The organism is Gordonia sp. IEGM753 (assembly GCF_050321825.1).
GTDB lineage: Bacteria > Pseudomonadota > Gammaproteobacteria > Pseudomonadales > Pseudomonadaceae > Aquipseudomonas.
This window is the reverse complement of the sequence record NZ_JBNQGB010000001.1, coordinates 501,230-518,869: the sequence shown is the minus strand read 5'-3', so window position 1 is coordinate 518,869 and position 17,640 is coordinate 501,230. Positions and strand designations below refer to the sequence as shown.

Genomic DNA, 17,640 nt, shown 5'->3' with positions numbered 1-17,640 from the left:
GTCTGTTTACTCAGACATGCTCACTGCTTTTAGTATGCGCTGGCCGCGACTCTCCATGCCCGTGGTCCACTTCCACCACCGGAATTTCCTTGCCGTCGCAGTCGTGCAACTTGCCTTCGCTGAAGTAATCCCCTTCGCGCAACGCTGCCAGGTCTTGATAACGCAGAACCCGCTCCGCACCAGCCGCAAACACCGATTGCTGATCGGAGTTACCGGCAGTGAGGTGGTTGAAGGTCAGGTTCAGCACGATAGCCATGATCGCCGAAGAACTGATGCCCGAATGGAAAATGGTGGCGAACCAGCTCGGGAAGTGATCATAGAAGTTCGGCGCGGCAATAGGGATCATGCCGAAACCGATAGAGGTGGCCACGATGATCAGATTGACGTTGTTGCGGTAATCCACCTTGGACAGCGTACGAATGCCGCTGGCTGCCACAGTGCCGAACAACACAATGCCCGCACCGCCGAGTACCGACGTTGGCACAGCGGCAATAACTCGCCCCATGAATGGCAGCAGGCCGAGGATCACCAGGAACACACCGCCGGTGGCCACTACAAATCGGCTCTTGATGCCGGTTACCGCCACCAGTCCGACGTTCTGCGCGAAAGCACTTTGGGTAAATGAGCCAAAGATCGGCGCAATCATGCTCGACAGCATGTCGGCTCGCAGGCCATTACCCAAGCGCTTGGAGTCAACTTTGGTACCAATGATTTCACCGACGGCGAGAATATCGGCCGAGGTTTCCACCAGCGTCACCATCACCACGATGCACATCGACAAGATAGCGGCGAAGTGGAACGTCGGCATGCCAAAGTGAAACGGTGCGGGAAAACCAAACATCGGGCCTTCAGCGACCGACGAGAAGTCCGCCATGCCGAGGAATACTGCGATCACCGTGCCGATCACCATTGCCAGCAAAATCGATAAGCGCGAGATGGTTGCGCTGCCGATCTTGCTCAACAGCAACACCAACACCAGCGTCAACGCTGCCAAACCGATGTTGGCCATGCTGCCGAAGTCAGGCGAATGGCTGTTGCCGCCCATCGCCCAGCGCGCCGCCACCGGCATCAGCGTCAAACCGATGGTGGTGATGACAATGCCGGTGACCAGCGGCGGAAAGAACTTGGTAATGCGTGAAAACACCGGCGTGATCAGTAGCCCGATCAACGACGCCGCAATCACCGCGCCGAGAATCGACTGAAAACCGCCCTCCCCGCCGCTGCTGACAATCGCGACCATGGTCGCGACACCCGAGAACGACACACCCTGTACCAGCGGCAACTGACAACCGAAAAACGGTAAGCCGAGGGTTTGCAGTAATGTTGCCAAGCCCCCCGCAAACAATGAAGCAGCAATCAACAAACCGATGTCCGCCGGCGAGAGCCCGGCCGCTTGGCCGATGATCAAAGGCACCGCAACGATGCCGCCGTACATGGTTAGAACATGTTGCAGGCCGTAAGCCATATTCGCGCCGACCCCGAGATTTTCATCCTCAGGCCGTTGGTGTGAAACATGGGGCGTTTTCATGGTTAGGGGGTTCCCTGGTTTTTGTTATGCGCACACTGTATGCAAGACTCAGGACAAATGTCTATAGAGTTGTATACAACTCACCAGTCAGATTATGGACACATGTCCATTTCATCCCTCGCCAGCGGCGTTTCCCCCCTCAAAAATATTTGCAAATACATCCACTCGAGTGCTTTCACCTGCCCCGCCAGGCTTCCTTATTCAGACGACGGACTGCACCGTGCGATGCAGCCTTGAGTCATGCAAGCTCAATCAACCGCTCAAGCACTGGCCTGAGTTTCGCGTTGGCTGGCGCTCGAATCCCGAATTCGCTGTGCAGTAAATCAATTAACTCATCAACGTCACTCACCTGACGCCGCTCGCTTTTGCTACCGAGCCGGTGGATAGCGAAGCTGCCGTTGTTCAACGTACGCCGCCACCCGTCTCCGGTACGTGCCACCATCAGTTGTTTGGCAAAGGGTGATTCGGGGTGCGTTGAGACGTACCAGTTGCCAAGGGTGAAATCGATGTCCTCCTGCCGCTGCAGGTCGAACAGGTACATCGCCCGCCACTCTCCCGCAACGTTGGCGCGTAACAGGTAGCCCTCTTCATTGCGCTCAATGCGATACGGCTCGTGGGGCGTTACTTGTTCTTCTTCGCTGTCCAGCAGCAGCGGCGCAGTGGGAACCATGCCGCCGAAGCCGACGTCGGTGACATAGCGCACACCCTCAAGCAACACCAGGCTCAAGCGATGGGTGCGGGATGTCCATGCACCTTCAGGTTGCCCCATCACCACCCGCCCGCTGATGCCGCGCGCCTCGAAACCCAGAGCTTGCAGCAACGCCAGAAACAAGCAGTTGAGTTCGTAGCAATACCCGCCGCGATGCTCACGCAGAAGTTTGTGCTCGATGGAAGGCAGATCGATCAGGACGGGATCACCCGACAGTGTGTTGAGATTTTCGAACGGGAACGCGCCAGTGTGGCGTAGCTGGAGCTGACGCAGTGTGTGCAGGGTTGGCGCGGGAGGGGCATCGAAACCAAGGCGTTGCAGGTAGGCCGCAAGATTAGTCAGGCGTGGCTCGCTCATTGCTCAGTCCTTATGCGTGAGGCGGCGGTGTGATCCACCGATGCCCACAGGTATAAGGGATAACGCTGTTTGACTGACAATTGAATTAACCAATCGCAACCAGAGGGAATCTCAACGGCGCTTGCGCGACCCTAGCCGAATCCAGGTGGGCGCATGGTCACTGGCGTGCGGTTCATTGCGCACCCAGGCATCGACTCCCGCTTCGTATAGATAAGGACTCAACGCTTGGTTAAGCAGGAGATGATCGATACGCAACCCCGAGTTTTTCTGCCAGTGCTGACGGAAATAATCCCAAAACGTGTAAAGGCGATCTTCGGGATACACGTGACGCAAGGAATCGGTCCAGCCCTGATCAAGAAGACGCTGATAACACTCGCGGCTTTGCGGTTGCAGTAACGCGTCCTTGAGCCAGGAGCGCGGATTGTAGATATCCAGGTCAGTGGGCACTACGTTGTAATCGCCCGCCAGCACCACGGGATGCTCACTGTGCTGCAAATCGCTGGCATAGGTGATCAGCCGCTCGAACCACGCCAGTTTGTAATCGAACTTTGGCCCGGGCTGCGGATTTCCGTTAGGCAAATACAAGCAGCCCACCAATAGGCCGTGGACGGCAGCCTCCAAGTACCGACTTTGGACATCGCTGTCATCGCCCGGCAAACCTCGCCGACTCTCCAGCGGTTGTGCGTCTCGCGCCAGAATCGCCACCCCGTTCCAGGAAGATTGCCCCTGCCAGATCGCGCCATATCCCGCGGCTTCAAACTCCGCTGCCGGGAATGCGCTGTCCACCGATTTCAGCTCCTGCAAGCACACGATGTCCGGTTTCTCCCGCTCCAGCCAGGCCAGCACATTGGGCAAGCGGGCACGCATACCATTGACGTTGAAGGTGGCAATTCGCAAATTCTTCATGGGCCAACAGTCCTGATAACGGGGTGTCTAGCGTGTGACAACTGCACGTTTAGGTGGTTGCGTCCGCTACCGCAAGTGCGGCGTAATAAGCCCCTGATGCCCGCCCTGAATTGCCGAGAACAGCAACGTATGCAAACCACCCTGCAAGGTATCGGAATCAGCCTGCGCCCACTGCACCATGCCGATGCCGACGAACTGGTGAAGGCTGCGGCCGATGGCGAGCTATGGAACCTGACCGTCACCGTGGTGCCCTCCTCGACCACCGTCGACAGCTATTTGAAGAAGGCGCTTGATGGCCGCGATGCGGGAACGGTCATGCCCTTTGTCATCGTGCTGAATGATACCGGCGAGATCATCGGTTCGACGCGCTTCTGGAAAATCGATCGTCTCAATCGCAAACTGGAAATCGGCAGCAGCTGGATCTCTGCCCGCTGGCAAAAAACTTTCGTCAACACCGAAGCCAAATACCTGATGCTGCGCCATGCCTTCGAAATGCTGGACTGTGTGCGGGTGCAATTCACCACCGACGAAAACAATCAAAAGTCACGCAACGCCATCCTGCGGCTCGGCGCACAGCAGGAAGGCATCGTTCGCCACGAACGGATCATGCCGGACGGACGCAAGCGCAACTCGGTGCGTTTCAGCATCATTGATGATGAATGGCCCGATGTTCGACAGAAACTTGAGCAAAAACTTGCGCAGTACACCGTCCGCTGACGCTCACCTTTGCCCGTGCATAACCATTCGTCATCCGGTCGGCACAAAACACACCGCGTTTAACACCAACATCAGGTAGCGACTCACTTTTGGAGACGTACCATGATCGTTAAGAAAATCACTTCCCTGCTGCTGGCAGGCATCTTGTCGGCAGCCTCTGTTGCCACCTTCGCAGCCTCGGGCGACGGGTCTGATGCAACGGGTACCAAATCCGGAGCCACCAGCGGTTCGGCAATGTCACCCAACAACACGCCTGGTGCGCCATCGGGTGGCAACGCTTCCGGCAACGGCAGCAGTGGCTCCAGCTCCGGCTCTGGAACTGGCTCGTCCAGTGGTTCTACAGGCGGCAATGGTGGAAACAGCGGTTCTGGTGCTGGCGGCGGCACAGGTGGGGCCGGTGGAGGCACGGGCGGTGCGGGTGGCGGAACAGGCAGCTGAACGCGAAAAAGTTACCCGTGATTTTTCACATCACGGATAACTTAAGCACCTACGCGCCGGCGTCTTAGCGATCCGAACGCAGCGTCGCTTCGATGCCACCCTCCATCGAGAGCACGGCCGAGCGATTGCGCCCGGAATGCTTGGCTTGGTACAACGCGGCGTCGGCGCGCTGAATGAATACTTCGACGCTGTCGCGCCCGGTGGGCACAAACGCATAGCAGCCAAGACTTACCGTGACGTGCCCGGTGGGTGAGCCGGAGTGGCTGATGTTCTTGTCGATGACGCTTCGGCGGATCTGCTCGGCAATGACCAGCGCGCCCTGGATATCGGTATCGGGCAACAGTACGGCGAACTCTTCACCGCCGTAACGCACCGCAAGGTCCGCTTTGCGATGACAGCAACTTTTCACCGCACGCGCCACTTCAGCCAGGCAATGGTCACCGGCAACGTGGCCATAGGTGTCGTTGTAGCGTTTGAAAAAATCAATATCGAGCATGATCAGGCTCAATGAATTGTTCAGCCTGGCACCGCGTCCAAACTCCACGTCCATCGCGCGCTCGAACAACCGGCGATTGGCCAGGCCAGTGAGGCTGTCGTGTGTAGCGATCAGTTCCAGCGCTTCCTGAGCCTTGCGCAGATCGGCTTCGATGCGCTCGGTGTCGCGCACTTGATGAATGAACACCCAGCCAAATAAACCGACACCGAGGATAACCAGCGCCACAACGACACTGGACTGAAACGCCCTGTCGTACCAACCCCGTAGAACTGCATCGCGCGAGGAGGCCGACGAAACCACCAGCGGGTAGGCATCCAGTTGACTGTAAGCATACAAACGCACAGTGCCGTCGAATGGCGATTTGAACATTGCGCTGCCGGAAAGCGCTTTCGGCAAAAGCTTCTGGAAGATTTCGGTTTGAGCCAGCGACGTTCCGATCTGCGACGCCACGAAGGGTCTTCGCGCCAGCAGTGTGCCGTCGGTTAGCCCAAGGAACATCGCGCCGTTATCGTCGATATCAAAGCTTTTGAAGAATTGATCGAAGTACGACATTTTGATCCCGGCCATCAAGACGCCTTGGAAGTTGCCGCTTTTGTCGTTGACTCGCCTTGAGATCGGAATGATCCACTCACCGTTCTCGCGGCTGCGGATTGCAGGCCCGATGTGCGCCACCGACGTCACGTTCTGCTGGTGAAACTTGAAGTATTCGCGGTCCGCCACACCCGCACCACGAGGCAGGTCGTCGAACGAGGTCACCACCCACTGCCCTTTTTTGTCGAACAGGAAGATGCCGTGCAACTGCTTCAGCGCATGCACGCGCCGGGCGAAGGTTTTCTGCAATAGCGGCTGTTGAGCCGCGCCGTAGCCTTCGGCCTGCAGCCAATCGGCCAGACTGGTCAGCACCAGATCGGCCTTCATGAACGTATCTTCAGCCTGCTGCGCCATCGCCCGGGTCAGGTTCGTGGAGGCAACTTTCGCCTCCTCCAGATCGTGGTGGCGAGACTGCTCCAACTGCAAATACAGCAACCCACACAGGCACAAACACACAGTCGCAATAAACAGCACCGCCGCTTTCAGCAGCGGCAACCGTTTCAGCGTGCCACCGGGGGCGTGATGCGGGTCATAAAGAGGGGTTGGCAAAAGCTCATCCTGAAGGGCAAGGCGTGGGCTACAGCCCAAAACCCTTATTTTTGTGAGCGTAGTCTACGCAGTGGTGAGGAGCAATGGTCCTTTGGCTGGCCAAAAGGCTCGTCACCGCGAAGGAGGAACTCGAATGTCACCCGCTCGGCACTGGTTCCTGACGCCTTTACCGCACTCGCTAAACGTCAAGTCCTTACGCATGCACACGCGAATTTCCGAAAGGACAGGACCGTTACAAATGACTGCGATGCCATTTTCCGAAACCCCTGGGTTGCTTTGCCGAAACATCCGGACAATGTCCCGTGCCTGGTAATACACCGTATCGTTGAAGGGTTGCAGTTGCTGCGGAATCTGGACTGCGCCAACAGCCTTGTCGGCCGTTTCCAAATAATCCGCAGGACTGAGGCCGCTGCACGTGCCGTGTTTCGCCCATTCATGTTCGAGCAATTTGCGCGAGGGGAACAATGTCATGCCCTTAGTTCGTTCCGCTGCGGACAATCTTGTCCTCGGCGGACATGACTGCGGCCAGCCGCCCTGGGCATACTGCGGCCACAAACCGTGCAACACGAAACCGTAGCCTTTCCCGGAACATTGCACATCGCCGTCGTGAGTCAGGCAGTAAGTAGGCGACCACGACAGCGTCAATACGTAGTAGTCGAATACGCCGGCCACGGACTCGGGCCTGGGGCCTTTTGAGTCACGGGCCACACCCAAGCCGATGCCAGCGAACACCAGCACCGCTATTACTGACACCGCATACAGCTTCTTCATCGCTGGCCCGTGCTTGTTGCCGTCACACCCATGCGCAGCGTATCCAGACTGCTGACTTTCACCGGTTGATTGAGGCTGCGCAACACCGTGGAATCGTAGTCATAAACGTCAGGTTTAAACGTCACCCGACCATCGCTGTTCAAGTCGACAGTCCAGTAAGCCAATAGCACCGGCACCTTGACCGGCAGCCGGATATTTTCGGTCCTGCCATTCGCCAACTGCTTTTGAATGCCGGCGCTGTTCCAGCGAACCGGATCGTTGAACAGCAACTCCACCAGTTGCAGCGGATTTTCTACCCGAATGCAGCCAGAGCTGGTGGCGCGAACAGTTTTGGCGAACAACTCGCGATGCGGCGTGTCGTGCAGGTAGATCGCATAGTCGTTGGGAAACCGGATCACCACTTGCCCCAGCGAACTGTCCTGCCCGGCGTCTTGACGCAAGCTCAATCCATTTGGACGGGTCCAGTCGACAGTCGAGGGGTCAACCACCGCGCCAGCCCGGTCGATCACCTTGATTCGGTTGGCGTCGAGATAACCCGGATTCTTTAGGATCTTCGGCAGCACGTCTTCCTTGAGAATCGTCGGCGGCACCGTCCACGTCGGGTTAAACGTGATGTAAGTAATTTCGGCCTGAAAAATCGGCGTATTGCGGTACGGCTTTCCGACCTGCACCCGCGAGCGCCAAATGGGTTGACCATCGCGGTACATCGCGACTTTGTAACCGGCAATATCAACAATCACAAACGTGCCTTGCAGCTTATAAAGCAGCCAGCGAGCCCGCTCCATGTTTACTCGGACCTGATCGATGCGCGCGTCGACCGACACGTTCAATGCGCCCAGCGTCGTTGCGCCGGCCATGCCATCGGCGCCCAGATATTGCTCGGCCTGGTACTTTTTCACCGCCGCTGTGACGGCGCCGTCGTACTTCGTCCCATGCGCAAACCGGGGCTCCAGAAAACCACCTGCCACCAACCTCGAACGCAACTGCGCAACTGCGGGCTCATCCATACCTGGCTTGAGTGAATGACCATCCGCGACCTTCGGCCAACCACCCGCCTCGCGGACCTTGCGCAGTTGTGCCAGCGCCTGGCGCAAGCCTACGTAAACCGCTTCTTGCGGCGGTGCTTCGGCAAAGGCTTTGGCCACGTCATGCGAGTCGAGCGCGGTGAAGAAATTATTCATGTCTTCACGGGGATCGACGCCGGCAGGGTCGAAATTCCAGTGAATATCGAGCCGCGAAGGGTCGACCTTGCCTCGCCGCAGTTGCAGCAGCGCGGTGATAAACGTGTGAGTGGCGGCGATATCAAAAGCCGCCGACTGCTCAGGTGTCGCTTGTTCGGCCAGCATCGACGGACGCGACCTGAGCAACTCATCAATATGAAAATCCGCAGGATTAAGCCCGTCGGCCTGAGTGGCGTTCAAACTGCTGACTAATTGAGCAACGTCATTATCATTCGCCCACGCCGGGCGAAAGTTGCGGTGAGCATAAAAATCCAGCACCACGCGGCTGACGTCTATGCGCTTGTATCGCGCCGATGTCAGCAACGGCGGAAATGCGGTGCTGAGTGGCGCAAGCGTGCTTTGTATCGCCAAAGCGACGTTGTCGTCGGGTGCCGCATCCCTGGCGATGTTAGGCGCAATTATCGACTCGATCGGCGGCGTTTCGGCGAGAGCTGCACCGCTTATCAGAAAGCCCATAAAAAATATGCGGCTTATGACGAATAACCTTGTTAATTGCACCATGAATAATCCTTAATCCCCCGCATTCATCAGCTAGCATTCAACACGCTGCTAGATTCGAAATTAACATGATGAGACATCTATATGGCGCTACAACGTTTTGCTTTTTCAATAGCGGCGCTTCTACTGACTGCAATCTCCATACCGTCAGCCTACGCCGATTCGCTGTCGGCCGCCCTCGTCAAAGCGGCGCCCGGCGCTAACGCCAAGGTCATCGGCCTGGCCGTTCGAGCCACTCAATGCAGCATCGCGCAAGGCACCGCGCCGGCCCAAAGACTCGCCATTATCGATTATTCCCTTCCTTCGACCGAGCAACGCCTGTGGGTGTTCGATTTAAAGAAGCGCAAGTTACTGTTCCACGAACTGGTGGCGCACGGTCGTAACAGCGGCGAAAACATGGCGGTCAACTTTTCCAATCAAAATGAAAGTTTCGCCACCAGTTTAGGCCTGTACCGTACCCAACAGAGCTATGTCGGACAGAACGGTTATTCGCTGCGCATGGAAGGCCTGGAACCCGGGTTTAACGACAATGCCTTTGATCGGGCCATCGTTATTCACGGCGCGCCTTATGTCAGCCCGGTCCTGGCGCGGGCCAACGGCCGTATCGGCCGCAGCCTCGGGTGCCCCGCTGTCAGGCCGGCCATCGCACATCGCTTGATCGACTCGATGAAAGACGGGCAATTGTTGTTTTCGTATTATCCGGACCAACGCTGGTTGCGATCTTCGTCCTATATCAACTGCGGCAGCGGCACGGTGGCAACGGCCGCCAAGTCAACTGTGCGCAAGTAAGCAACTGGCGCGACGCACAGCAAAAAGGGCATACCACACGGTATGCCCTTCTTCGTTAATCGCTGCTTGATTCGTTGCCGATCAATCGTCGTGCATCAGGCCCGAACTGTATTGACTGAAACTGGCGCCAATTGCACTGCCGCCGAAGTTCAACTTGTTGGGATTGGTAGGGCTGTGATTATCAAACGAGTCATACGTTTGGCAATCTTCTGAATAACAGCTGCTGGTGCTGACGCCCGAGCACGCGCTCAAGAGCAAAGCACCGCCGATCATCACGACTTTAAAGAGGTTTGAGATCATTTTCAGTTCCCTGTGGGCTGCAGCACGGTGGTATGGCCTAAGGTCATCATCCTAGGCCTGGAACCCACCACACATTATGAAACTTAGCCGCGTGACAGCATTGGTTCAGCTACGGTGGTTTTTCGATCCAAAGAACCACGCCCTCCCCGTTTACGAGCGAAAGTTAACGGTCTCAAAAGTGCGTGACTGCGCCGAGCGGGCGATCGTATCGACTATTTCGGCGACCCGATAACCGTCCTCAAACGTTGCACGCGGTGCAATCGGTTTGCCTGCCGCCACCGCTTCCAGCATATGTCGCGCCTGGTGGGCGAAGCACTCGTTCCAGCCAAGTGGATGCTGGCCTTGTATGCCAATGGGCAGCCAGAAGTCACTGTAAGGATGGTCCGCTTGAGTGACCAACTGCGTGCGCGCCCCTCGTTTTGGCTCGTAGATAACCAGCTCATTCAAGCGCTCCATATGAAATGCGATTGAACCCTTGCTGCCATCAACTTCAATGAATCCACCGAGATTATGCGCAGTGGCCACTCGCGACGCCTCGAACGAGGCGCTGGCGCCATTCTCAAGCTGTGCAACGCAGACGAAGGCATCGTCGTTCACGTCCATTACTTTTCCGGCCGGGTCTTTGGTCCAGGTGTTGGTCATGGCCGCCACCGAACTCACTTCACCGACCAGGAACCGCGCTTGATCGATATGGTGCGAGCCAAGGTCACCCAGTGCACCAAGGCCTGCTTGCGAGCGACTGAAACGCCAGGACAAAGGATCGCCCGTCACCATGTTGAGTAAAAAGCGCGAGCGAAAGTGACGAATCTCACCCAGTTCGCCTGACTTGATCATTTCTCGCGCCAGATTGAGTGCAGGAATCGATCTGTGCATAAAGGCGCACATGGCGATGGCGTCGGTTGCCCCAACCCCTTTCCACAAGTGATAAGCCTGATCCGCCGAGCCGGCGAGCGGCTTTTCGCAAAATACCGACTTGCCTGCCTTGGCTGCGGCTATCGACGGTTCTGCGTGAAGATGATTAGGCCCACAGTTGATTAATAAATCGATATCAGCAGCGTCTGCGACTTCCCGCCAATCGTCGGTAATGCGTTCGAAACCATAGCGCTGCTGCGCTTGTGCAGCGAGTTCGAGGTTTTGATCGGCCAGCGCAACCAGGCGAATCTCGATTTTCGGCGACCAGCTCGCCATCGCCGCGTTACGCAAAGCCAGTGCGTGCATCTGACCGATAAAACCTGCGCCTATTAAACCAATTCTGATCATCGTGTTTTGCCCGTAGTCGATGCATGTTTTATTTTTGGGTGGCGCGACTGACCAAAAGCACACCTTTGTTTACGTCAATTCAACATGATGAGGTAAAGATCGAATGTCAAATTAATTGTTGACAATTTTGTCGATGATTCTATGGTGAACCTCATGCACTTCTTTTGAAGGGCAACACATAAGAATAAGAGGCACACATGAAGAACGAATTTTCGCGCCGTCGTTTCGGACAGATCTTGCTGGGCGCCAGCGCAGTACTAGCCTGTAGCGGGGTTTTTGGCGCCGTCGCGGGTACGGGCAAGAAGATCGCCATCCTGCCCAAGACACTCATTAACGATGTTTTTCAAATCAAGATCGTTGAAGCGGCGGAACGCACCGCCATTACGCTCGGCATCCCTACCGAACGTTTCAGTTCGAGCAATGATGTTGCGGTACAAGATCAAATCAACATCATCGAAGCGCTGATTGCCCGAGGCGAGTTCGGCGCAATCGTCTTGGCGCCTACCGTCGCACGAGGCTTGGGCAATGTAGTGCGCAAGGCAAAACGCGCAGGCATCTTCGTGATACTGGTTGACGCCAGTACCGATGGCGATGGTCATGTCACGGTCATTCAGGGCGATAACATCAAGGCTGCGGGCGCCGCTGCGGACTTCAGCGCCACACTGATTAGTGAAAAAGGCAAAGTGGCAATGCTCGAGGGCGAGCCTGGTGGCACTACTGCGGCGCAGCGCACACAAGGTTTTCATGAGGCACTTAAGAAATACCCTGACATTCAACTGGTCAGTTCTATCACCGGGCGCTGGACTTTACCGGGTGGCGTACAAGCTACCGAAGCAATTATCACTGCCCATCCCGATATTGACCTGATATTTGCAGCCTCAGACATGATGGCGCTAGGCGCCCGCCAAGTACTGGAACGGCAGGCAAAAAAAGCACAAGTAAAAGGTAATGGCGATCAGGCCAAAAAGTTTTCGGAGGTCAAGACAGTAGGCTTTGATGGAGTGGCCGAAGCCGTCAAGCAAATCTGGGCCGGCAAGATGTCCGGTACTGTTTCCCAAGATCCTGCATTCATGGGCAGTAAAGCCGTCGAGATAGCGGGCCAGTTAATGTCCGGCGAAAAGCAACCTTCAGATTTCCCCCCGCTCATTGATTCCAATATGTTGCTGGTAACAGCCGACAATGTTGACGAATACGCCGCAGAGATAGGCCTGCAAAAGAGCTGACTTTTCATCGCGAACCACCACTCCGATTCGATCAATAAAAACACTATTCAAGATAGGAGGAATACATGTCGCTTCTTTCAATTCACAATGTGCGCAAGCAGTTTGGCGCCTTATTCGCGCTGGACAATGTGTCTATCGACTTTAATGCTGGCGAAGTCGTCGCTTTGCTGGGCGATAACGGTGCAGGCAAGTCCACACTGATCAAAGTCATTTCTGGCACTTATATACCCGAAGAGGGTGACATTGTTCTTGATGGCGAGAAAATAGCATTTTCAACACCAAAAGCCGCACTTGAAGCCGGTATACAAACAGTGTTCCAGGATTTGGCACTGTGCGACAACTTAAGCGTCGTGGCCAACCTTTATCTAGGCCAGGAGTTACGTAAATCTATCTTCCCTGGCGTGTCTTTTTTCGACAATACAAGCATGCGACGCCGAGCCACAGAGTTGCTGGAGGAACTTGCCGTCGATTTGCCCAGCGTCGATGCCATGGTCAAGGACCTGTCCGGCGGTCAACGACAATCGGTTGCCATTGCCAAAGCGGTAAACGCCGATTGCCGGGTGATCATCATGGATGAACCGACTGCAGCCCTCGGTGTAGCCCAGACCCGAAAGGTACTGGCGCTGGTGAAAGAACTGCGTGCGCGGGGCATGGCAATCATTTACGTCACTCACAACATGCACGATGTGATGGAGGTTTGCGACCGCTGCGTGATCATGAAAAACGGTCGAAAAGTCGGCGAGGTCATGACCTCTGCCATCAGTAAAGAAGAGTTGGCCAACATTATCATCACCGGTGAAATGAAGACGGCTGCCACCGACCCAATTCAACTTCCTGCTTAGGTGCCTTATGTCCGCGCATTTATATTCAAAAACTCCACCCGACAAACCTGCCGAAAGAGCGTTCACATTTTCATTCTGGCGTTTGTTCGATGTGATCGGCCCTTTATTATTACTGATCATTATTTTCGTGGGCATAACACTCATTCATCCCGCATTTTTCAGCAGTGCCAACATGTTGACCATCGGCTTACAGGCCTCGGTCAATGCATTACTGGCGATCGGTATGACACTGGTCATCATCTCTGGCGGTATTGACCTCTCTGTCGGCACCATGATGTCACTGTCCATGGTGGTGATGGCAGTCGCTACAACTTCGTTGGGCATACCAATGCCGGGTGCAATAGTGATTGCCATTGGCCTGAGTATTGTCGGCGGTGCTGTTAATGGTTTCCTGATTGCCTATGGCCGGATCCCTGCTTTTATTGTGACACTGGGCATGTTGGGTATTGCCCAGGGTATCGCCTTGAAACTTTCAGGAGGCTACGCGCTGTATGGTTTTCCAGAGTGGTTTGATTACATCGGAAATGGAGAACTACTGGGTATTCCGTTTCCAATATGGATAGTCGCCGTTGTTGCCATCTTGGCTCACTTGATATTTACCCAGCGCCCATTAGGTCGTTATGCCTACGCCATTGGCGCCAGCGAAGAAAGTGTCAGGCGTGCCGGTGTCAATGTTAAACGGCTAAAAATCAAAATCTATATGTTTGCCGGTTTTACGGTCGGCTGCGCTGCGATTGTGCTGTCGTCACGCATCAGCTCTGCGCATCCCGGGATTGGTCTTGGCTATGAACTCGACGCCATTGCTGCAGCCGTGATTGGCGGCGCCAGTTTAATGGGCGGGCGCGGAAGTGTAATGGGCGCCGTCAGTGGCGCGCTGGTCATGGCGACCATCCGCTTCGCATTGAATGTCTTTGGCATGGACCCGTTTTTACAACAGATCGTGGTGGGCGTAGTGCTTATCGGCGCGGTGTATCTCGACACTGTCCGGGTTTCATATGAAGAAACGCTTACTAAAGCGCGCGCTCGACAAAAGTGACATCCCCTTCAGCAAGAGGACACACAGAATGTACTCGACACTTTTAACCAAACTCGGCCGCCGCTTGCGGCTCGGCATGGTGGGCGGCGGCTTTGACTCGGTGATCGGCGAAACGCACAGGATTGCGTACCAAACCGATGGTTATTATGAGTTGGTAGCGGGTGCTTTTTCGATCGATCAAGACGTATCACGCGCAACGGGCGCAGGGTTGTTGGTGGCACCTGACCGTATTTACGAAGACTATCGCGACATGGCGAAGCGTGAAGCGGCACGCAGCGATGGCATCGACGTTGTCGTGATTGCGACGCCGCCGCAAATACACAAGGACGTTGCAATGGCGTTTCTTGAGGAGGGCATCGATGTCATTTGCGAAAAACCACTGACCAAAACCGTTGCGCAAGCGCAGGAGCTGGCTGCATGTGTGGCAGCATCGGGACGTCTGTTTGTGCTGACCCATTGCTACTCCGGGTTCCCCATGGTCCGCCATGCACGGGACCTCGTCAGGTCCGGTGCGCTGGGTTCCCTGCGCATGATTGAGGTCGAGTTTGCGGGTGGTGCGCCGGGTGTATCGGTGGAGCCGGACGATCCCGCTCAGCGGCATTGGCGTTTTCGTGCTGCATCAATGGGCAAAGAAGCCGTGTTGGGCGAAGTTGGCTCGCATGCTTACCATTTGATGAGCTATGTCACCGGCAAGTTGCCCCAACGTTTGTCTGCACGCCTGCAAACATTGGCGGCTCGACGAGAAGTGTATGACAACGCTTATCTCGATTTCGATTATGCGGAGGGCGTTGTTGGTCGCCTGTGGGCGAGCTACGTTGCCACGGGTAGCCAGCATGGTTTGTCATTGCGTATCTATGGTGACAAGGCCGCCATCGAATGGCGTGAAGAAAATGCCGAATACCTCCATTTCAGACCGCTGAACTCACCAGAGATGATTCTGCGATCAGGGCAAGACGGCACCTCGGATTTTGTCGCGCGCTCTTCGCGTTTCCGCCCTGGGCATCCTGAAGGATACCCGCTGGCTTTCGCCAATATCTATGCAGAAGCCGCGCTGGCGCTGGTTGCTGCCCGCACCGCAAACAGTACTTCGGAGTTGATGGGCAACCTGCCCGGCATTGCCGATGGAGTCGCCGGCATGCGCATGATCGCCGCCGCCACCGAATCAAACAATAACGACGGAGCGTGGCAATCCTTGTAATGACACAACGGCCACAAAACAACGAGTGCCGCGCTGTTGAACATTTAATTCAGGTGAAACCCATGCGAGCAAACGGCTTACAGGAAGTATGGCAGCAAGGCAGATGCGCATTGAATGCGTGGTTGTCTATCGGCTCCAGTTACAGCGCCGAAGTACTGGCGCACTTGCCTTACGATGCAGTCACGGTTGATCTTCAACATGGCATGTTCGATCTAGAGACAGCACTCGGCATGCTGCAAGCGATTTCAACGACCGCTACAGTGCCAATGGTTCGAGTGCCCGCCAATACTCCCTGGCTTATCCAGAAGGTGCTCGACATGGGAGCCTATGGCGTGATTTGCCCGATGATCGACACACGCGAACAGTGCGAAACCTTCGTGAAAACCATGAGATACCCACCCCATGGTGATCGCAGTTTTGGCCCCGCGCGCGGCCTGTTGTATGGCGGCGCCGATTACGTTACGGGTGCCGATGAGGCTGTGCTGTCGTGGGCAATGATCGAAAGCGAATTGGCATTGGAAAACCTCGAACAGATCGCCAGCGTCCCGGGTTTGCAAGGGCTTTACATCGGGCCTAGTGATTTGTCCATGACGCTGGAAGGTGTGATCAGCCATCCACTCTCACCCCGGGTGACCCGCGAAATCGAGCGCATCATCAAGGTTGCCCGCGCGAATAAACTGCGGATCGGCATTTTTTGTCCCGATGTGGCGTTCGCCCGCGAGATGGTGAAGTCGGGTTGCGATTTGGTGACAGTGATGAACGATGCCGGTTTGCTGCGTAAAGCCACCGGGGCACTGATTGCAGAAATGCAGATGACCGCTGAACGATAATACAATGCGGTATTCCTGACCTATTGCCTCTATGGGTCAGGAATAATAATCAGGCGTTAAGCGCGGATTTATTCCCCTCGAATATTGATCTCGATGCGAATTCCGTTCGGATCGATAACGTATATCTGTGACAACTTTAATGCGGGGGTCTCCACGGCCTCGAACTCGACTTTCAGTTCACGCAGATGCCCGCAGAAACCCTTGTAATCGTGCCCCTCAAAAGCGACATGATCAATTGCACCCGTCTTGCCTGCTTGATCCACTTTGACGAAGTTGATGTGTATGGCCGGCGTATCGCCTACATAAATCCAGGTGCCCGGCCGGCTGACATCGGGGCGGCGCTGCGGGGCGTTTTCCAGCCCTAGCACCTCGGTATAAAACTTGACGGTTTGATCGGGTTTAACCGTCTCTATATTGAAATGCTCAAGTTTGCTGAGTTTCATACCTCGTACCTCTATTCAATGAAATTTCACTCTAGGCATTGTTAAATATATTGTCAACAATACATTTAACACAATCATCGGGGATTTATTGGTATTATTTGCGCCAGTGAAATAGCAGTCGGAAAGCACGTTAGCCAAGTTCGACGGAAGACTGCCAACCTCCTGTTTATCAGTCTCCCGGGCGACTAAAAGCATCGAAAATTTTGAGGATCTGGAATGCGTGCAGATGTAGTTCAGCAGTTGGAAGAAGACATCGTATTCGGCGTGCTTCATTCAAAAGAGAAGCTGATCGAAGAAGACCTGGCCGCACGATTTAATGAAAAACGCCACGTCATCCGCGATGTGCTGGAAGACCTGCACGCGGCCGGATTGATCACGCGCATCCCGAATCGTGGCGCATTTGTGCGTGAGCTGACGCCGACCGAAGTGACTGAAATATACGAGGTGCGAGAGGTATTGGAAGTCTCCGCCGCCATGCGCACGCCGCTACCGGCGCCAGCCCCCATCCTGGCAAAGATGCGCGAAATTCAAGATCGCCATTCCGCCGCCATCGCCGCGGGAGACCTGCGCGCGGTGTTCTACCTGAACATCGAATTCCACCAGGCCCAATATTCAGCCTGTAACAACAGCAAACTGGTCGAAATTATTGGCGATTGCGCCAAACAGGCTCACCTCATCAGAGCCGTCAAATACGCAGACCCAGGGCATCTGAAGAAGGTCGAGAACGATCACCTGGCCATTCTTGCGGCGATGAGCGGCACTGATCGGCAAGCGCTGATCGACGTGGTGAAAGCCCACTTGCCAGACTCCCCCAATGCCTACATTCGCGCTTACGAACTGCGTTATGGCAAAGCGCACGACGCTGTTTAGCAAGGCATGAATAACATCACGCTCAACGCCGCGCGCTGCGGCGGCGTT

At 55.5% G+C, this 17,640-nt stretch carries 18 protein-coding genes; 9 read left to right on the top strand and 9 right to left on the bottom strand.

Annotated features, from left to right (window positions below; translation table 11 throughout):
* Positions 1–10: 10 nt before the first annotated feature.
* From ACQR3R_RS02325 to ACQR3R_RS02315, 3 genes are all read right to left on the bottom strand, one after another.
* The gene (locus ACQR3R_RS02325) at positions 11–1,528 is read right to left on the bottom strand and encodes a solute carrier family 23 protein (protein WP_428270327.1); all 1,518 of its coding nucleotides are present in this window, start codon (positions 1,526–1,528) and stop codon (positions 11–13) included.
* Between the two features lie 238 nt (positions 1,529–1,766).
* Complete coding sequence (locus tag ACQR3R_RS02320) at positions 1,767–2,594, bottom strand: arylamine N-acetyltransferase (protein WP_428270326.1); 828 nt, start codon at positions 2,592–2,594, stop codon at positions 1,767–1,769.
* A gap of 111 nt (positions 2,595–2,705) precedes the next feature.
* On the bottom strand, positions 2,706–3,500 hold the full coding sequence (locus ACQR3R_RS02315) for an exodeoxyribonuclease III (RefSeq protein WP_428270324.1): 795 nt from the start codon (positions 3,498–3,500) through the stop codon (positions 2,706–2,708).
* A 96-nt stretch (positions 3,501–3,596) separates the two neighbouring features.
* Here ACQR3R_RS02315 and ACQR3R_RS02310 point away from each other — a divergent pair, with 96 nt between their 5' ends.
* A complete protein-coding gene (locus ACQR3R_RS02310) occupies positions 3,597–4,217 on the top strand; it encodes a GNAT family N-acetyltransferase (protein ID WP_428270322.1) in 621 nt (206 codons plus the stop codon).
* Positions 4,218–4,319: 102 nt separating this feature from the next.
* On the top strand, positions 4,320–4,655 hold the full coding sequence (locus tag ACQR3R_RS02305; RefSeq protein WP_428270321.1) for a hypothetical protein: 336 nt from the start codon (positions 4,320–4,322) through the stop codon (positions 4,653–4,655).
* 64 nt (positions 4,656–4,719) lie between these two features.
* Here ACQR3R_RS02305 and ACQR3R_RS02300 read toward each other — a convergent pair whose 3' ends face one another.
* The 3 genes from ACQR3R_RS02300 to ACQR3R_RS02290 all read right to left on the bottom strand — a co-directional run bounded on the left by ACQR3R_RS02300 (position 4,720) and on the right by ACQR3R_RS02290 (position 8,759).
* Complete coding sequence (locus ACQR3R_RS02300) at positions 4,720–6,291, bottom strand: diguanylate cyclase (protein WP_428270320.1); 1,572 nt, start codon at positions 6,289–6,291, stop codon at positions 4,720–4,722.
* 111 nt (positions 6,292–6,402) lie between these two features.
* Complete coding sequence (locus ACQR3R_RS02295) at positions 6,403–7,062, bottom strand: ribonuclease T2 family protein (protein WP_428270319.1); 660 nt, start codon at positions 7,060–7,062, stop codon at positions 6,403–6,405.
* A complete protein-coding gene (locus ACQR3R_RS02290) occupies positions 7,059–8,759 on the bottom strand; it encodes a L,D-transpeptidase scaffold domain-containing protein (RefSeq protein WP_428270318.1) in 1,701 nt (566 codons plus the stop codon). Before ACQR3R_RS02290 ends, ACQR3R_RS02295 begins: the two co-directional genes overlap by 4 nt.
* A gap of 126 nt (positions 8,760–8,885) precedes the next feature.
* Here ACQR3R_RS02290 and ACQR3R_RS02285 point away from each other — a divergent pair, with 126 nt between their 5' ends.
* Complete coding sequence (locus tag ACQR3R_RS02285; RefSeq protein ID WP_428270317.1) at positions 8,886–9,590, top strand: murein L,D-transpeptidase catalytic domain-containing protein; 705 nt, start codon at positions 8,886–8,888, stop codon at positions 9,588–9,590.
* 81 nt (positions 9,591–9,671) lie between these two features.
* On the opposite strand, the gene ACQR3R_RS02280 is transcribed toward ACQR3R_RS02285, so the two are convergent.
* Both ACQR3R_RS02280 and ACQR3R_RS02275 read right to left on the bottom strand, forming a co-directional pair.
* Complete coding sequence (locus ACQR3R_RS02280) at positions 9,672–9,890, bottom strand: hypothetical protein (RefSeq protein ID WP_428270316.1); 219 nt, start codon at positions 9,888–9,890, stop codon at positions 9,672–9,674.
* 150 nt (positions 9,891–10,040) lie between these two features.
* On the bottom strand, positions 10,041–11,150 hold the full coding sequence (locus ACQR3R_RS02275) for a Gfo/Idh/MocA family protein (RefSeq protein ID WP_428270315.1): 1,110 nt from the start codon (positions 11,148–11,150) through the stop codon (positions 10,041–10,043).
* 197 nt (positions 11,151–11,347) lie between these two features.
* Here ACQR3R_RS02275 and ACQR3R_RS02270 point away from each other — a divergent pair, with 197 nt between their 5' ends.
* The 5 genes from ACQR3R_RS02270 to ACQR3R_RS02250 all read left to right on the top strand — a co-directional run bounded on the left by ACQR3R_RS02270 (position 11,348) and on the right by ACQR3R_RS02250 (position 16,279).
* Positions 11,348–12,373, top strand: coding sequence for a substrate-binding domain-containing protein (locus ACQR3R_RS02270; RefSeq protein ID WP_428270314.1), 1,026 nt, complete (start codon positions 11,348–11,350; stop codon positions 12,371–12,373).
* Between the two features lie 65 nt (positions 12,374–12,438).
* Positions 12,439–13,215, top strand: a complete 777-nt coding sequence (locus ACQR3R_RS02265) for an ATP-binding cassette domain-containing protein (RefSeq protein WP_428270313.1) — start codon at positions 12,439–12,441, stop codon at positions 13,213–13,215.
* 7 nt (positions 13,216–13,222) lie between these two features.
* Positions 13,223–14,251: an ABC transporter permease subunit gene (locus ACQR3R_RS02260; RefSeq protein WP_428270312.1), complete on the top strand. Its 1,029-nt coding sequence runs from the start codon at positions 13,223–13,225 to the stop codon at positions 14,249–14,251.
* Positions 14,211–15,449, top strand: a complete 1,239-nt coding sequence (locus ACQR3R_RS02255; RefSeq protein ID WP_428270311.1) for a Gfo/Idh/MocA family protein — start codon at positions 14,211–14,213, stop codon at positions 15,447–15,449. Before ACQR3R_RS02260 ends, ACQR3R_RS02255 begins: the two co-directional genes overlap by 41 nt.
* A 62-nt stretch (positions 15,450–15,511) precedes the next feature.
* The gene (locus ACQR3R_RS02250; protein ID WP_428270310.1) at positions 15,512–16,279 is read left to right on the top strand and encodes an aldolase/citrate lyase family protein; all 768 of its coding nucleotides are present in this window, start codon (positions 15,512–15,514) and stop codon (positions 16,277–16,279) included.
* A 68-nt stretch (positions 16,280–16,347) separates the two neighbouring features.
* On the opposite strand, the gene ACQR3R_RS02245 is transcribed toward ACQR3R_RS02250, so the two are convergent.
* Positions 16,348–16,722 (bottom strand): VOC family protein, encoded by a 375-nt coding sequence (locus ACQR3R_RS02245; protein ID WP_428270308.1) that lies wholly within the window; start codon positions 16,720–16,722, stop codon positions 16,348–16,350.
* A gap of 216 nt (positions 16,723–16,938) precedes the next feature.
* Here ACQR3R_RS02245 and ACQR3R_RS02240 point away from each other — a divergent pair, with 216 nt between their 5' ends.
* On the top strand, positions 16,939–17,592 hold the full coding sequence (locus ACQR3R_RS02240) for an FCD domain-containing protein (RefSeq protein ID WP_428270306.1): 654 nt from the start codon (positions 16,939–16,941) through the stop codon (positions 17,590–17,592).
* The last annotated feature ends 48 nt before the right edge of the window (positions 17,593–17,640 follow it).

Bases quoted from the DNA above. Each gene is read 5' to 3' on its own strand.
- ACQR3R_RS02260 (WP_428270312.1), top strand. From the start codon at position 13,223: ATGTCCGCGCATTTATATTCAAAAACTCCACCCGACAAACCTGCCGAA.
- ACQR3R_RS02245 (WP_428270308.1), bottom strand. From the start codon at position 16,722: ATGAAACTCAGCAAACTTGAGCATTTCAATATAGAGACGGTTAAACCC.
- ACQR3R_RS02290 (WP_428270318.1), bottom strand. From the start codon at position 8,759: ATGGGCTTTCTGATAAGCGGTGCAGCTCTCGCCGAAACGCCGCCGATC.
- ACQR3R_RS02280 (WP_428270316.1), bottom strand. From the start codon at position 9,890: ATGATCTCAAACCTCTTTAAAGTCGTGATGATCGGCGGTGCTTTGCTC.
- ACQR3R_RS02305 (WP_428270321.1), top strand. From the start codon at position 4,320: ATGATCGTTAAGAAAATCACTTCCCTGCTGCTGGCAGGCATCTTGTCG.
- ACQR3R_RS02320 (WP_428270326.1), bottom strand. From the start codon at position 2,594: ATGAGCGAGCCACGCCTGACTAATCTTGCGGCCTACCTGCAACGCCTT.
- ACQR3R_RS02270 (WP_428270314.1), top strand. From the start codon at position 11,348: ATGAAGAACGAATTTTCGCGCCGTCGTTTCGGACAGATCTTGCTGGGC.
- ACQR3R_RS02265 (WP_428270313.1), top strand. From the start codon at position 12,439: ATGTCGCTTCTTTCAATTCACAATGTGCGCAAGCAGTTTGGCGCCTTA.
- ACQR3R_RS02295 (WP_428270319.1), bottom strand. From the start codon at position 7,062: ATGAAGAAGCTGTATGCGGTGTCAGTAATAGCGGTGCTGGTGTTCGCT.
- ACQR3R_RS02315 (WP_428270324.1), bottom strand. From the start codon at position 3,500: ATGAAGAATTTGCGAATTGCCACCTTCAACGTCAATGGTATGCGTGCC.
- ACQR3R_RS02255 (WP_428270311.1), top strand. From the start codon at position 14,211: ATGAAGAAACGCTTACTAAAGCGCGCGCTCGACAAAAGTGACATCCCC.
- ACQR3R_RS02275 (WP_428270315.1), bottom strand. From the start codon at position 11,150: ATGATCAGAATTGGTTTAATAGGCGCAGGTTTTATCGGTCAGATGCAC.
- ACQR3R_RS02250 (WP_428270310.1), top strand. From the start codon at position 15,512: ATGCGAGCAAACGGCTTACAGGAAGTATGGCAGCAAGGCAGATGCGCA.
- ACQR3R_RS02310 (WP_428270322.1), top strand. From the start codon at position 3,597: ATGCCCGCCCTGAATTGCCGAGAACAGCAACGTATGCAAACCACCCTG.
- ACQR3R_RS02325 (WP_428270327.1), bottom strand. From the start codon at position 1,528: ATGAAAACGCCCCATGTTTCACACCAACGGCCTGAGGATGAAAATCTC.
- ACQR3R_RS02240 (WP_428270306.1), top strand. From the start codon at position 16,939: ATGCGTGCAGATGTAGTTCAGCAGTTGGAAGAAGACATCGTATTCGGC.
- ACQR3R_RS02285 (WP_428270317.1), top strand. From the start codon at position 8,886: ATGGCGCTACAACGTTTTGCTTTTTCAATAGCGGCGCTTCTACTGACT.